General features: G+C 60.6%; 13 protein-coding genes and 1 other annotated feature. Of the genes, 7 read left to right on the top strand and 6 right to left on the bottom strand.

Annotated features, from left to right (window positions below; genetic code table 11):
* Positions 1 to 4: 4 nt before the first annotated feature.
* The 5 genes from hisH to hisG are packed head-to-tail and all read right to left on the bottom strand — an operon-like array spanning position 5 to position 5,072.
* Positions 5 to 646 carry an imidazole glycerol phosphate synthase subunit HisH gene (hisH, locus tag G5168_RS00600; protein WP_421251685.1) on the bottom strand — a complete coding sequence of 214 codons (642 nt, stop codon included), beginning with the start codon at positions 644 to 646 and terminating at the stop codon, positions 5 to 7.
* A complete protein-coding gene (gene hisB, locus G5168_RS00595) occupies positions 646 to 1,755 on the bottom strand; it encodes a bifunctional histidinol-phosphatase/imidazoleglycerol-phosphate dehydratase HisB (RefSeq protein WP_421251684.1) in 1,110 nt (369 codons plus the stop codon). Before hisB ends, hisH begins: the two co-directional genes overlap by 1 nt.
* Before the next feature lie 15 nt (positions 1,756 to 1,770).
* Entirely contained in the window at positions 1,771 to 2,841 is a 1,071-nt protein-coding gene (hisC, locus tag G5168_RS00590) for a histidinol-phosphate transaminase (protein ID WP_421251683.1), read from the bottom strand.
* On the bottom strand, positions 2,838 to 4,163 hold the full coding sequence (gene hisD / locus G5168_RS00585; protein ID WP_421251682.1) for a histidinol dehydrogenase: 1,326 nt from the start codon (positions 4,161 to 4,163) through the stop codon (positions 2,838 to 2,840). The genes hisC and hisD overlap by 4 nt, the downstream gene beginning before the upstream one ends.
* Before the next feature lie 12 nt (positions 4,164 to 4,175).
* Entirely contained in the window at positions 4,176 to 5,072 is an 897-nt protein-coding gene (gene hisG, locus G5168_RS00580) for an ATP phosphoribosyltransferase (RefSeq protein WP_071910208.1), read from the bottom strand.
* A gap of 29 nt (positions 5,073 to 5,101) precedes the next feature.
* Positions 5,102 to 5,226 (bottom strand) — a sequence feature (His leader region).
* Between the two features lie 187 nt (positions 5,227 to 5,413).
* Here hisG and G5168_RS00575 point away from each other — a divergent pair.
* The 7 genes from G5168_RS00575 (at position 5,414) to rnd (ending at position 13,055) form a co-directional block, all read left to right on the top strand.
* On the top strand, positions 5,414 to 5,659 hold the full coding sequence (locus G5168_RS00575; protein WP_005336755.1) for a hypothetical protein: 246 nt from the start codon (positions 5,414 to 5,416) through the stop codon (positions 5,657 to 5,659).
* 67 nt (positions 5,660 to 5,726) lie between these two features.
* Positions 5,727 to 7,646, top strand: coding sequence for an ATP-dependent DNA helicase (locus tag G5168_RS00570; RefSeq protein ID WP_421251681.1), 1,920 nt, complete (start codon positions 5,727 to 5,729; stop codon positions 7,644 to 7,646).
* Between the two features lie 90 nt (positions 7,647 to 7,736).
* Entirely contained in the window at positions 7,737 to 8,438 is a 702-nt protein-coding gene (tsaB, locus tag G5168_RS00565; protein WP_202003965.1) for a tRNA (adenosine(37)-N6)-threonylcarbamoyltransferase complex dimerization subunit type 1 TsaB, read from the top strand.
* Positions 8,439 to 8,556: 118 nt separating this feature from the next.
* The gene (locus G5168_RS00560; RefSeq protein WP_076491763.1) at positions 8,557 to 9,072 is read left to right on the top strand and encodes a Slp family lipoprotein; all 516 of its coding nucleotides are present in this window, start codon (positions 8,557 to 8,559) and stop codon (positions 9,070 to 9,072) included.
* Between the two features lie 8 nt (positions 9,073 to 9,080).
* A complete protein-coding gene (locus tag G5168_RS00555; protein WP_421251680.1) occupies positions 9,081 to 9,959 on the top strand; it encodes an alpha/beta fold hydrolase in 879 nt (292 codons plus the stop codon).
* 198 nt (positions 9,960 to 10,157) lie between these two features.
* Complete coding sequence (gene fadD / locus G5168_RS00550) at positions 10,158 to 11,834, top strand: long-chain-fatty-acid--CoA ligase FadD (RefSeq protein ID WP_302054526.1); 1,677 nt, start codon at positions 10,158 to 10,160, stop codon at positions 11,832 to 11,834.
* 108 nt (positions 11,835 to 11,942) lie between these two features.
* Complete coding sequence (rnd, locus tag G5168_RS00545) at positions 11,943 to 13,055, top strand: ribonuclease D (RefSeq protein ID WP_216962853.1); 1,113 nt, start codon at positions 11,943 to 11,945, stop codon at positions 13,053 to 13,055.
* Positions 13,056 to 13,243: 188 nt separating this feature from the next.
* Here the strand turns inward: rnd and G5168_RS00540 are convergent, their stop codons facing one another.
* Positions 13,244 to 13,888, bottom strand: coding sequence for an MBL fold metallo-hydrolase (locus G5168_RS00540; protein WP_270904892.1), 645 nt, complete (start codon positions 13,886 to 13,888; stop codon positions 13,244 to 13,246).
* Positions 13,889 to 13,904: the final 16 nt, after the last annotated feature.

Raw genomic sequence — 13,904 nt, 5'->3', positions numbered from 1 at the left:
CTAGTCACAGCTCCAGAAAATTTTGCAGCAAACGGGCACCGGCTGCGCCTGAGCGCTCCGGGTGGAATTGGGCGCCAAAGAAGTTGCTGTGCTCTGCAACCCCACCGACGATGGCGGTAAACGGCTGGCCGTAGTCGCAGGTCGCCAGCGTCGCTTCTGTCACCTCCAGCGCATAGGAGTGCACGAAGTAGAAGTAGCTGCCGCTCGGGATCCCCTTGAGCAGAGGATGGGTCTCGTCATGCTCAATCTGGTTCCAGCCCATATGGGGCAGGCGCAGATTGTCCACCTCCATCAGCCGGATCTTGCCCGGCACTATGCCAAGGCAGTCGATAAGCCGCTCTGACGAGTCATCCGTACCCATGCTCTCTTCGGAAGCCTCCGCCAGCATCTGCATGCCGAGGCAAAAGCCCAGCAGCGGCTGCTTGGCGGCACGAATAAGGGGTACCAGCCCGCGCTCGTTGAGGTTCTTCATGGCGGCTACCGCGGTGCCGACGCCGGGCAGGATCAGCTTGTCCGCCTGCTCGATATCGGCGGCCTGGCTTGAGACCAGCGGCTGCACGCCGAGGCGCTCGAACGCCATCCTGACCGAGGCCAGATTGGCGCAGCCGGTATCGATAATGACCAGCTTCTGCTTGCTCACATCCATCACAGCACTCCCTTGCTGGAGGGAAGCTCGCTCCCTTCCACCCGAATGGCCTGACGCAGGGCGCGGCCAAAGCCTTTGAACAGCGCCTCCACTTGATGGTGGGTGTTGCCGCTGCCCACCTTCATCTGCAATGTGATGGCCATGGCATCCGACAGCGAGCGGAAGAAGTGGGGCACCATCTCGGTGGCCATCTCGCCCACGTTGTCGCGACCAAAGCCGCTCGGGCAGTCAAATACGAAGTAGGGGCGACCGCTGAGATCCAGCGCTGTGCTCACCTCCTGCTCGGTCAGCGGGCGCGCATCGATCACCGCCTGTACCTCGTCCATCGCCAGCACGAAGCCGAAACGGCCGATGCCGCGCTTGTTGCCAAGGGCCTGACGCAGCGCCTGACCCAGCGCCAGTCCGACGTCTTCCACCGTGTGGTGATCGTCGATATGCAGATCGCCGCTGACGTTCAGCTTGAGCTGGAAACCGGCGTGAGTCGCAATCTGATCCAGCATGTGATCAAAGAAGCCGATGCCGGTGGCGATCTGGTTGCCGCCGCTCTTGTCTAAATCCACTGCCGCCTGGATGCGGGTCTCCTTGGTATAGCGTTCCACTGAGGCTACGCGCCCCTTGGACAACAGCTGATCACGGATGGCGAGCCAGTCGTGATCCTGCGGGTGGTAGCGGATCCCGCCAATGCCCATGTTGTCGGCCAGTTGCAGATCGGTCTGTCTGTCACCAATCACGAAGGAGTTGGCAAAGTCGATGCGACCGGAGGCGAGATACTCCTTCACCAGCCCGAGGTGGGGCTTGCGGCAGCTGCAGCCATCGGTGGGAAAGTGCGGGCAGATCAGCACCTGCTCCCAGTTCACCCCTTGCGATTCAAACAGGTGCATCATCAGGTCGTGGGGGGGCTGGAAGTTCTCCAGCGGCAGGCTGGCCGTACCCAGCCCGTCCTGGTTGGTCACCATCACCAGCACGTAGCCAGCGGCCTGCAACTCGCGCAGCACCGGGATCACCATGGGCTCGAAGCGAAGCTTGGCGAGGCTGTCCACCTGCTTGTCGGTCACCGGCTCTTCAATCAGGGTGCCGTCGCGGTCGATAAACAAAAACGGGGTCTTCATCGCTACATCCTTGTCTTAAAAAGAGGGAGAGGGCAGATCACGCAATACCGCCAGCACGGCATCCATCTCGCCCTGATAGCCGATGGTGACGCGAATGCTGTTGTCCAGACCCGGCTTGCTGGAGAAATCCCGCAGTATGATGCCGGCGGCCTTCATGGCGGCAAAGACGGCGGCGCCATCCACAAAGCGCACCAGCACGAAGTTGCCCTTGTCTTCGAACACTTCCCTTACGCAGGCCAGCTTTGCCAGCTCTGCCTTGAAGGCGGCTTTTTGCTTGTTGAGCTCTACCACTCGCTCCTGCATCAGCTCCAGCCCCATGGGGGAGAGGGCCTGCGCCGCGATCTGGGCGATGGGCTCGGGGATGGGATAGGGTGCGATCACCTTGGCCAGCATGGCGATCACCTCGGGACTGGCCAGAGTAAAGCCGCAGCGGATCCCCGCCAGGGCAAAGGCCTTGGAGAGGGTGCGGGTCACCACCAGATTGGGGAAGCGGGCCAGCAGGTCTACCACGGACGCCTCGGGGCAGAACTCGATATAGGCCTCGTCCACCACCACGATGGCGCGATCCCGCGCCTTCTCCAGCAGGGCGATGAGACCGTCGCGGCCCACCAGATCTCCGGTGGGATTGTTGGGGGAGCAGAGGAACACCAGCTTCACGTCGGACAGGCGATCGGCAATGGCGGGCCAGTCAGGCTGGCGGCTGGCGGTCAGCGGCTGCTCGACGATGCCAACGCCACAGGTCTCGGCGCTGATGGCGTACATGCCGTAGGTGGGCGGGCAGATCAGGATCTGATCTTCACCCGCTTCACAGAAGGTGCGGATCAAGAGCTCAATGGCCTCGTCGGCACCGCGGCTCACCAGCACCTGATCGGGGTTGACTCCGGCGTAGGCGGCATAACCGTTCACCACCTCGGCCGGCTGGCACTCGGGGTAGCGGTTGAGACGGCCGCCCTCAATGGTGAAGGGATAGGCCAGCGGCGCCTCGTTGGCGTTGAGCCAGACGTGGCCCTTGCCGCCGATGCGGCGAGCGGATTGATAGGGGGTGAGGGCCCGCACCACGCGGCGCGCCAGGTTGGCAATGCTCATGACAAATCCTTCTGCTGTGCTGTTGGTTGGGACGTGGCGGCCAGGGCGTTCAACCTGAGGGTGACGGCATTTTTGTGGCCATCAAGCCCCTCGGCCTGGGCGATGCGCTCGACTATAGGGCCAAGGCCCTGAATGCCGCGCTCGCTCAGCTCCTGCACCGTGTAGCGGCGCTGATAATCGGCGAGGCCCAGGCTCGAGCAGGTGCGGGCATAGCCATAGGTGGGCAGGGTGTGGTTGGTACCGCTGGCGTAATCGCCGACCGATTCCGGCGTCCATGCTCCCAGGAAGATGGAGCCGGCATTCTCAAGCTGATCCAGTAGATCACGGGGAGCGCGGGTCTGCACAATCAGGTGCTCCGGCGCATAGGCGTTGGAGATGGCACACGCCTCGGCCAGGTCATCACAGAGGATCACCAGACTGCTGCCGAGCGCCTGCGCGGCGATATCGCGGCGGCTCAACTTGGCCAACTGGCTCTTGATTTCCCCTGCGATGGCATCGGCCAGCAGCGGCGAGGTGGTCACCAGCACGACCTGACTGTCGGGGCCATGCTCGGCCTGGGAGAGCAGATCCGCCGCAACGAAGGCCGGATTGGCGCTCTCGTCGGCAATCACCAGCACCTCGGAGGGGCCGGCGGGCATGTCGATGGCGGCGCCGCGCCAGTCGCGGGATACCTGCCCCTTGGCTTCGGTCACATAGGCGTTGCCTGGGCCGAAGATCTTGTCCACTTTGGGAATGCTTTCTGTGCCGTACGCCATGGCGGCGATAGCCTGGGCGCCGCCGATGGCGAACACCTTCTCGACCCCGCAGGCGCGGGCGGCAAACAGGATCTCGTCGCTGGCGGGGGACGGGGTGCAGAGCACCACTTCACGGCAACCGGCGATAGCCGCCGGAATGGCCAGCATCATCACGGTGGAGGGAAGCGGCGCGCTGCCCCCCGGCACATAGAGGCCGACCCGGCTGATGGGCTGGGTGCGCAGCTCGCACACCACCCCGGGTTGGGTTTCCACCCGCACTACCGGCTGAACTTGCGCGGCGTGGAAGGTACGAATGTTGGCAATCGCTGCTTCAATGGCGCTTTTGATGCCGCCATCCAGCCGCGCGCAGGCGGCTTCAATCTCATCCTCGCTAACACGCAACTGTTCACGGGGGGCGCGCTCGAAGCGCAGGCTCAGCTCGCGCAGGGCCTCATCGCCACGGCTGCGCACCGCAGCGATGATATCCCGCACCACGGCGCCAATATCGGCCTCGTCATTGAGAGCGGGCCGGGTCAGTACATCGGCCTGCTGGGCGGGGGAGAGGGTCTTCCAGATCAGGGTCTGCATGATGTCCCTTCCTTATTCCATCATCTTTTCGATGGGCAGCACCAGAATGGAGCTGGCACCGAGGGCCTTGAGCTGCTCCATGGTCTCCCAGAACAGGGTCTCGCTGGAGACGACGTGCAAGGCAACCTGATTGGTGTCACCGGCCAGCTGCATGATGGTGGGGCGCTCGGCACCCGGCAGCAGATCGGTGATGGCATCGAGCTTGTCTTTGGGGGCGTGCAGCATGATGTACTTGCTCTCGCGGGCCTGCTGCATCCCTTGAATGCGGGGCAGCAGTTTGTCGATGAGCTTCTGCTTGGCATCAGACAAGGGGTTGGGGGCCTGAACCAGCACCGCCTTGGAGCGGTAGATCACCTCTACCTCTTTGAGGCCATTGGCCTCCAGGGTCGCGCCGGTGGAGACCAGATCGCAGATGGCATCGGCCAGACCCGCACGGGGTGCCACTTCCACCGAGCCGCCCAGCATCACGCTCTTGAAGCCGAGCCCCTTTTCGTCAAAGAAGCGCTTGAGCAGCCCGGGGTAGGAGGTGGCGATGCGCTTGCCGGCCAGGCTTTCTGGCCCTGTGTAGGTCACATCTTCTGGCACCGCCAGCGAGAGGCGGCAGCCGCCAAAATCGAGTTGTTTGAGGGTTTTGACCTCGAACGGCAGGCCCTGTGAGGCGCGAATAAGCTGCACCTCTTCCAGTACGTTCTCGCCGATGATGCCAAGATCGACCACCCCTTCCATCACCAGCCCCGGGATGTCGTCATCACGCACCCGCAGGATATCGATGGGCATGTTCTCGACATGGGCGATAAGGCGCTGCTCGCGCAGGTTGATCTTGAGGCCACAGCTCTTGAACAGGGCCTGGGAGTCCTGGCTCAGACGACCGGACTTTTGCATGGCGATACGCAGACGTTGTGTTTCCATTTGCTCGATTTCCTTCTAGTCAAAAACGAAAAAACCCTCGGAAGTGGGTGCTTCCGAGGGTTTATGAATCTTGCGGTCCTTTTGGAAGTCACCAGTTAAGTGTCTTCCAGCAGTCAACCTCCTGAAAGACTAGTCGGGATGATGATGGTGGTGATGAGTCTTCAGGGTGGTGAACTTCATGTAATCAATCCTTTACAAAATCAAATGTCGTAATTGACGCCTGATTTAAACTACCTGCCTTGACAGAAAATGCAACCCGAAATCGTGATTTGATCGATTAAAGTGGCGAAAACGGTTTTCTGGTCGATAACTAGACAATAACCCCTGCAGGAGTAGCCATCATGCCCAGCCAGGACCTGTTGTTCCCCATTTTGCCCCGGGCGCCTGCTGCGCCCGGCAGCGAAGAGATCAAGCGGGAAGTGAACCAGATCAGCAAAAAGCACCAGCTGCGCAAGACCAGCACTGACAACAGTGACTCCCAGCAGCGCCAGCAGGCGTATAGCACGCCCGCCAAGCGTGATCAGCCCAAGGCGGAGGAAGGCGATCACAAGCCGGATCCCGAGCATCAGATCGATCTGTTCGTCTAGGCAGATTATCTGTCCCGCTTTTGCCGCGCTTTTGGCATAATGGCCGCTTTTGCTGCGGGACGCCCTTTTGACCATCCAGACCCTGTTCAAGCCAGATGGCCCTCTGGCCAGCCATATCGACGGTTTCAAAGCCCGCGCTCCCCAACTGGAGATGGCCGAAGCGGTCGCGCGCGCCATCAAGAGTGGTGGCCGTCTGCTGGTTGAGGCAGGAACCGGTACCGGCAAGACCTATGCCTATCTGGTGCCTGCGCTGGAGTCCGGCAAGCGGGTGGTGATCAGCACCGGCTCCAAGAACCTGCAGGAGCAGCTCTTCTATCGGGATCTTCCGACCATCACAGGCGCACTCTCCTACACCCCGCCGGTGGCCCTGCTCAAGGGGCGCAGCAACTATCTCTGCATCGAGCGGATGAACCGGCTCTTGAGCGAATCCCATCTGCAAAAGCCTGAGATCCTGAACGATCTGGTGAAGGTCAAATCCTGGTCCACCGCCACCGATAACGGCGATGTGGGGGATATTCCGGGATTGCAGGAGAACGCCGAGATCCTCGCCCACGTCACCAGCACCAACGACAACTGCCTCGGTCGCGATTGCCCCTATTACGACGACTGCCATCTGGTGGTAGCCCGTCGCCGAGCCATGGACGCCCAGGTGGTGGTGATCAACCACCACCTCTTCTTCGCCGATATGGCGGTGAAAGACACCGGATTTGGCGAGTTGGTGCCCGAAGCGCAAGTCTATGTGTTTGACGAGGCACATCAGCTGCCGGAGATCGCCACCAACTACTTCGGCAAATCGGTGGGCAGCCGCACCATTCAGGATCTGGCACAGGATATCCAGCTGGCCTATCGGGCTGAAGCTCACGACATGGCCCAGCTCGGCAAGGCGGCAGACCGGCTCGCTATCGCCAGTCAGGATCTGCGTCTCGCCTTCGGGGTGGATGGCGGTCGCGGTAATACCCGCGACATGCTGCGCCAGCCGCTCTGGGGGCAGGCTCTGGCTCGTCTTAACGACGCCATCGGGCTTTGCTACGAGGTGCTCAAACTGGCTCTCGGCCGGGGCGAGCAGCTGGATCACGCCTTCGAGCGAATCAGTGAACTGCGCACCCGCCTGGGTGAAGTGCTGGCGGTCAACCAGACCGGTTTCTCCTACTGGTACGACTGCTCACGGCTTCATTTCACCCTCAATCTGACGCCGCTGTCGGTGGCCGAGCGATTCAGTGCCGAGGTGCAAAGACCGGAAGTGGCCTGGGTCTTCACCTCCGCCACCCTGACGGTGGATATGCGTTTTGATCACTTCAAGGCCGAGCTGGGGCTGGCGGGCAGCGCCGAGCTGATCCTCGACAGTCCGTTCGACTATGGCGAGCAGGCGCGGCTCTGTGTGCCCCGTTATCTGCCGGAGCCCAACGCCTTTGGCCGTGGCGAGCAGCTGGCCAATCTGATGATCCCGCTTATCAACAAGACACCGGGGGGCTGTTTCTTCCTCTGCACCAGCTATCAGGTGATGCGTCAGGTGGCTGAGGTGCTGCGCCGGGAAATTGGTCGCACCGTCTTGCTGCAGGGGGAGGATAACAAGCAGCGGTTGCTCAAGGAGTTTGTCGAGAATGGCCGCGCCGTGCTGGTGGCGACCAGCAGTTTCTGGGAGGGGATCGACGTGAGAGGGGCGGCGTTGTCGTGTGTTATCATCGACAAACTGCCGTTTGCCAGCCCTGATGATCCGCAGCTCAAGGCGCGGGTGGATGATTGCAAACTCAAGGGGGGGGATCCCTTCGCCGAGCTGCAGTTGCCCAAGGCGGTGATTGCCCTCAAACAGGGGGTGGGACGGCTTATTCGTGATCGCAGTGATCACGGGGTGCTGGTGATCTGTGATCCACGAATGGTCAACAAACCTTACGGCGCCACCTTTATCAAGAGTCTGCCCGCCATCCCCCGTACCCGGGAGTTGGGAACGCTGGGGCGTTTTTTCGATCGCACTGAACGCGGTGAATAAGTGTACCGCCAGCTAACAGATTTGAACAACGGGTGAGCGTATCTCGCTTGCCGGTTATGTAATTGACTGATTTTATAGAGATTGGAAAGCATGAACGAGTTGAAGATCCTGGCCGTTGATACCGCCACCGAAGCCTGCTCCGCCGCCTTGCTGGTGGGTGACAAGCTGTTCTCCCGCTGGGAGGAGGCGCCACGGGATCACACCCGAAAAATCCTGCCCATGGTTCAGGCTGTGTTAGAGGATGCCGGGATAAGTTTGAGTGACCTCGATGCCATTGCGTTCGGTCGCGGCCCGGGCTCCTTTACTGGCGTGCGGATCGGCATCAGTGTGGCGCAAGGTCTGGCGTTTGGTGCGGGTGTGCCGCTGATTGGCATCTCGACCTTGGCCGCTATGGCGCAAGGCGCCTATCGACTGGATGGCGCCGAGCAGGTGCTGACCGCCATCGATGCGCGGATGAACGAGGTATATTTCGGCCGCTATGAGCTCATTGATGGCCGTATGCAGCTGGTGGGGGACGAGGTGGTGAGTGAGCCCGCGGCGCTGGTTGATGCCCGTGGCAAGCTGACGGGCCCTGTGACCTGCGTCGGCACCGGTTTTGAAACCTATGGCGAGACCCTGAGTGGTCTGGCCGATGAGCTGGCGGTGAGCCAGGTGCGCTTCCCGGCGGCAGAGGACATGCTGCCGCTGGCCCGCGCCGCCTGGCTGGCGGGGGAGGCGGTGCCGGTGGAGCAGGCGACGCCGGTCTATTTGCGTGACAAGGTGACCTGGAAAAAACTGCCGGGTCGCGAATAAGGGCAGGAGCACTGACGTCATGTCGCTCTTGCCGATCATCAGCTGCAACACAAGCGGGTGGCCCGACGGGCCACGCTGGCAACAGGAGAGAGACATGATGCGTAATAGCAGAAGCGACATGATGAAACGCGGGATGGTGGTCGGGGCGCTGGCTCTGCTGCTCGGGGCCTGCAGCTCGGTCCCCAAGGAGCTGGCCTATGAGCCCGAAAACCAGCTGGTGGCCTATCAACCCGCCCTTGGCGGGATGGAGGGCAAACCGGCCCGCTGGAGCGGTGTTATCTCGGCGGTGCACAACAAGGCGGATCAGAGCGTTATTGAAGTGGTCTATCTGCCGCTCAAGTCCAATGGTGTGCCGGAGCAGACCGAACAGAGCCCGGGCCGTTTTCTGGCCATCATGAAGGGTTTTGTCGATCCGACCCTGTACGCCAAGGGGCGCAGCCTGACAGTGCTTGGCACCATAGGCCAACCGGTGGATAGCCAGATTGGCGAGCACAAGTACCGCTTCTCGGTGCTCAATGTGACTGGCAGCAAGCTGTGGCCGCCAGTCAAGGAGGTGGAGGTGCGCTATATGGACCCCTACTTCTACGACCCCTTCTATGATCCCTTCTGGCCGAGACGGCCGCTGCGTCGTTAAGGCTTGCCATGATCAAGAGCATCAAAAGCACTCTGCACGAACGTCTGCTCACCTTGGCAGATGGTCGGCAGGTGGCCCTGCTTGAGAATCAACTCGCGGGTCAGGCTCAGCAGGGCAAACCCCTGCTGATTGCCCTGCACGGCTGGCTCGACAACAGTGCCAGCTTCTTGCCGCTGGCGCCGCATCTGGGTGATTTTCACCTCATCTGTGTCGATCTGCCGGGGCACGGTCACTCCGATCACAAAGCCAACCCCTATGTCTTTGTCGACTGGCTGGACGATCTCTACCAGATCGTGCAGGCGGCGGGCTGGTCGCGTTTCACTCTGCTCGGTCACTCCCTCGGGGCGCTGATCGCATCCGCCTATGCCGGGGTGTTTCCCGAACAGGTGGAGCGGTTGATCATGCTGGAGGGGCTGGGCCCGCTCAGTCAGCCCGATGAGGAGGTACCTGCCCAGCTGCGACGTGCGATTTTAAACCGTAGTCGCACCCGGGAGCGCAGTGCCAACGGCTTTGCCTCCATCGATGAGGCTGTCGCCGCCCGTTGCAAGGTGGCGGATATCACGCCGCAGGCGGCGCGTCTTATCTGTGAACGGCAGCTTGAAGAGCGGGCAGGGCGCTGGCACTGGCGCAGCGACCCCCGCTTGCGGGATCTGTCGCCCCTGAGAATGAGCGAAGGACAAGCTCGTGCACTGATGGCGGCTATCCGTTGTCCGGTGCTGTTGATTCAGGGGGAACAGGGCTTTGCTGCGCTTGAAGCCCAATGGCAGGCCCGTCAGGATGCCTTCCAGCAGATCGAGCGGGTCATATTGGGTGGAAACCACCATTTTCATATGGAAAATTCGGTTGATACGGCCGTTTGTATCGTAAAGTTTTGTCAAGTTCGGTAGAATCGCCAGCTTTCAATAATTCCAGGTTTGTTTTCTCCCTCACATTTTTCTGTTGTTAATTTGCTGTTAATTGATGTTGCGCTGTGTAAATATGTGCGGCATTAGAGCATCAGCTTAAAACAACCGATTAAAATGGATGTGAACCGGGACGGAGGCAACACAGTGAGCGCACAGGTGCTAGTTATGCAGGAGAAGTTTGTGGAAAGAGTCTGGCTGAAACGTTATCCGGAAGGGGTCCCCGCCGAGATCAATCCAGACCAATACAGCTCCCTGGTCGAGATGTTCGAATCCTCGGTGACCCAGTTTGCCGATCAGCCCGCCTTCGTCAACATGGGCCAAACCATCACCTACCGCCGGCTGGAAGAGCAGTCCCGCGCCTTTGCTGCCTACCTGCAAAACGAGCTGAAGCTGGAGAAAGGGGATCGGGTTGCGGTGATGATGCCTAACCTGCTGCAATACCCCATCGCCGTGTTCGGCATCCTGCGCGCCGGCATGATCGTGGTCAACGTCAACCCGCTCTATACCCCGCGCGAGCTGGAGCATCAGCTCAAAGATTCCGGTGCCAAAGCCATCGTCATCGTCTCCAACTTCGCCCATACCCTGGAAAAAGTAGTCTACGACACCCCGATCAAGCACGTTATCCTGACCCGGATGGGTGACAACCTGGGGCTGGCCAAGGGCACCCTGGTCAACTTCGTGGTCAAGTACGTCAAGAAGCTGGTGCCGAAATACAATCTGCCCCACGCCACCACCATGCGTCAGGCCCTCTCCAAGGGGCGTTTCCTGCAGTACATCAAGCCGGAGATCACCAACGACGATCTCGCCTTCCTGCAGTACACCGGTGGCACCACCGGCCTCTCCAAAGGGGCCATGCTGACCCATCGCAACATGATTGCCAACGTCGAGCAATGCCTCGGCGTCTACGGCCCCATGCTGGAGCGCGGCAAGGAGTTCGTGGTCACCGCGCTGCCGCTCTATCACGTCTTCGCCCTGACCGTGAACTGCCTGCTCTTTATGCGCATCGGTGGTTACAACCTGCTGATCAGCAACCCGCGCGACATCCCAGGCTTTGTCAAAGAGATCAAGAAGTACCCCTTCACCTGTATTACCGGGGTCAACACCCTGTTCAATGCGCTGGTCAACAACGAAGAGTTTCAGGGGATCGCCTTTGACAAGCTCAAGCTCACCATCGGCGGCGGCATGGCAGTGCAGCGCGCGGTTGCGGAGAAGTGGAAGACACTGACCGATACCCCGCTGCTGGAAGGCTATGGCCTGACCGAGTGTTCGCCACTGGTGAGCGTCTGCCCCTACGATCTGACTGATTACAACGGTTCCATCGGTCTGCCGGTCTGCTCTACCGAGATCCGGCTGGTGGATGACAACGGTCAGGTGATCCACGCCCTCGGCACCCCAGGCGAGATGCAGGTGCGCGGCCCGCAGGTGATGGTGGGCTACTGGCAGCGTCCCGAGGCGACCGCCGAAGTGATGCAGGATGGCTGGCTCTGTACCGGTGATATCGCGGTGTGCGACGAGCAGGGCTTCTTCAAGATCGTTGACCGCAAGAAGGACATGATCCTGGTCTCCGGTTTCAACGTCTATCCGAACGAGATCGAAGATGTCGTTGCCCTGCACCCGAAAGTGCTGGAAGTGGCCGCTGTCGGTGTACCACACAAGGTCTCCGGCGAGTTGGTGAAGATCTTTGTGGTCAAGAAAGATGCAAAATTGCAGGAGGACGAGATTATTGCCCACTGCCGCAAACATCTGACTGCCTATAAGGTGCCGAAACTGGTAGAATTTCGTGACGAACTTCCCAAGACCAATGTGGGCAAGATCCTGCGGCGCGTACTGCGCGACGAGGAGATTGCCAAGCAATAACCGGACTGCGGCTGCAGAAGCCTCTGCAAACCAGCACCGTCGTTATGCAAAACCGTGGGTCATCCCACGGTTTTTTCTTTTTGGCCCTGATCAACCGCGCAGGCACAGATGCACTATCAACTTATCACTCAGCAAGCCGAACTTGAGCAGTATCTCGCTTCTCTGGCCGACGTTCCCCTGGCTATCGATACTGAATTCGTTCGCACCCGTACCTACTACCCCCAGCTTGGCCTGTTCCAGATCTATGACGGCGAGCATCTGGCGCTGCTGGATCCGCTGACGCTGGATCTCTCCGCCCTCTGGCAACGACTGGGCAAGGAAGGGCAGATCGCCATCCTGCACGCCTCTGGCGAAGATCTGGAGCTTATCCAGCATCAGGCGGGCCACCTGCCCAACCAGATGCACGATACCCAGCTGGCTACCGCCTTTCTCGGTTACGGCGTCTCGGTCGGCTTTGGTGCGCTGGTGAACGAATTCCTTGGGGTCGAGCTGGAAAAAGATCAGGCGCGCACCGACTGGCTGGCCCGCCCGCTTACGCCACGTCAGCTTGAATACGCGGCAGCGGATGTCTTCTACCTGATGCCGCTCTACGAGAAGGTGATGGCCAAACTGCGGGAAAGCGGCAAGTTTGCCTGGTTCGAGCAGGAGTGTCAGAACCACTCCGCCCGCAAGACCCAGGGTAGCGATCCCCGTCAGGCATATCTTGAAATCGTCAACGCCTGGCAACTGGGTCGCCGCGAGCTCGCCATCCTGCGTGAACTGGCAGCCTGGCGCCAGCAAGAGGCGGTGCGCCGCGATTTGGCTCTGAACTTCGTGGTCAAAGAGCTGCACCTGTTCAAGGTGGCAGAGCGTCGTCCTGCCTCCCTGCGGGATCTCAACGAGCTCGGCCTCTCGCCCATCGAGATCAAGATCCACGGCAAGCGGATGCTCGATATCGTCGCCAAGGCGCAGCAGAGCGATCCTGACAGCTGGCCCGAGCCCATTCGCCGGCTGGTGGACTTCCCCCAGTACAAGGCCGAGCTCAAGCGCATCAAAGCCATGGTGGAAGAGAAGGCCAAGGCGAGCAATATTCCGCCCGAGCTGATTGCCAGCAAGAAGATCATTCACCAGTACTTCACCTGGAGCTGGCGGATGAACAACGAAGAGCGGGCCCGCAGCGACAAGCCGATGTTGCTGCAAGGGTGGCGTCATGAGCTGGTCGGTCACCTGCTGGCACAATAAGCCACCAGACGGTTGCACCCATAAATCAATCCTCACCCTCGGGTGGGGATTTTTATTGGGCGAAAGAGACAAATGGGCATGCCGAAATGGGGAACGCTGGTGGGACGTGGCTGGGCGGATGGCAGGAATCGAGAATGAAAAAGAGAGCAGAGAAGGAAAGGCAGCGGCTAACACCGCTGCTTTTTTGATCACCAGATAGGCTGGGTCAGATAGGGGTTGCTCACCTTCTCGCGACCGAAGGTGGAGCTGGGGCCGTGGCCCGGGATAAAGACGATCTCGTCGCCCAGCGGCAGCAGGGTCTCGGTGATCGACTTGATAAGCGTGCCGTGATCGCCACGGGGGAAGTCGGTGCGGCCTATGCTGCCGGCAAACAGCACATCGCCAACCCAGGCGAGTTTTTCGGCCTGACTCAGCAGCACGATATGGCCCGGGGTGTGGCCGGGGCAGAAGTAGACCTCCAGTTCGCACTGGCCAAGCTGCACCTTGTCACCCTGCTCAAGCCAGCGATCCGGCGTGAAGGCGGAGGTATGGGCGAAGCCGAACATCTGGCTCTGCTGGGGTAGCATGTCGAGCCAGAAGGCGTCCTCCTTGTGGGGACCGGTAATGGCGACGCCGGTTTTTTCACGCAGCTCGGCGGCAGCACCGACGTGATCCAGATGACCGTGGGTCAGCAGGATGTGGGTCAGGGTCAGGCCGCGTTTGGCGATGGCCGCCAGCAGTTTGTCCGCTTCGCCGCCCGGATCGATCAGGGCGGCCTGATGGGTTTCGTCACACCAGATGAGGGAGCAGTTCTGAGCGAACTGGGTGACCGGGATCACCTCGAATTTCAACATAGAGTTCCTCTCTTGG

Source organism: Aeromonas sp. 600724 (assembly GCF_049175135.1).
Taxonomy (GTDB): domain Bacteria; phylum Pseudomonadota; class Gammaproteobacteria; order Enterobacterales; family Aeromonadaceae; genus Aeromonas; species Aeromonas veronii_A.
The sequence above is the reverse complement of the archived record's forward strand: the minus strand, read 5'-3'. Positions and strand labels throughout refer to the sequence as shown.

Bases quoted from the DNA above. Each gene is read 5' to 3' on its own strand.
- hisH (WP_421251685.1), bottom strand. From the start codon at position 646: ATGGATGTGAGCAAGCAGAAGCTGGTCATTATCGATACCGGCTGCGCC.
- hisB (WP_421251684.1), bottom strand. From the start codon at position 1,755: ATGAAGACCCCGTTTTTGTTTATCGACCGCGACGGCACCCTGATTGAA.
- hisC (WP_421251683.1), bottom strand. From the start codon at position 2,841: ATGAGCATTGCCAACCTGGCGCGCCGCGTGGTGCGGGCCCTCACCCCC.
- hisD (WP_421251682.1), bottom strand. From the start codon at position 4,163: ATGCAGACCCTGATCTGGAAGACCCTCTCCCCCGCCCAGCAGGCCGAT.
- hisG (WP_071910208.1), bottom strand. From the start codon at position 5,072: ATGGAAACACAACGTCTGCGTATCGCCATGCAAAAGTCCGGTCGTCTG.
- G5168_RS00575 (WP_005336755.1), top strand. From the start codon at position 5,414: ATGCCCAGCCAGGACCTGTTGTTCCCCATTTTGCCCCGGGCGCCTGCT.
- tsaB (WP_202003965.1), top strand. From the start codon at position 7,737: ATGAACGAGTTGAAGATCCTGGCCGTTGATACCGCCACCGAAGCCTGC.
- G5168_RS00560 (WP_076491763.1), top strand. From the start codon at position 8,557: ATGATGAAACGCGGGATGGTGGTCGGGGCGCTGGCTCTGCTGCTCGGG.
- G5168_RS00555 (WP_421251680.1), top strand. From the start codon at position 9,081: ATGATCAAGAGCATCAAAAGCACTCTGCACGAACGTCTGCTCACCTTG.
- rnd (WP_216962853.1), top strand. From the start codon at position 11,943: ATGCACTATCAACTTATCACTCAGCAAGCCGAACTTGAGCAGTATCTC.
- G5168_RS00540 (WP_270904892.1), bottom strand. From the start codon at position 13,888: ATGTTGAAATTCGAGGTGATCCCGGTCACCCAGTTCGCTCAGAACTGC.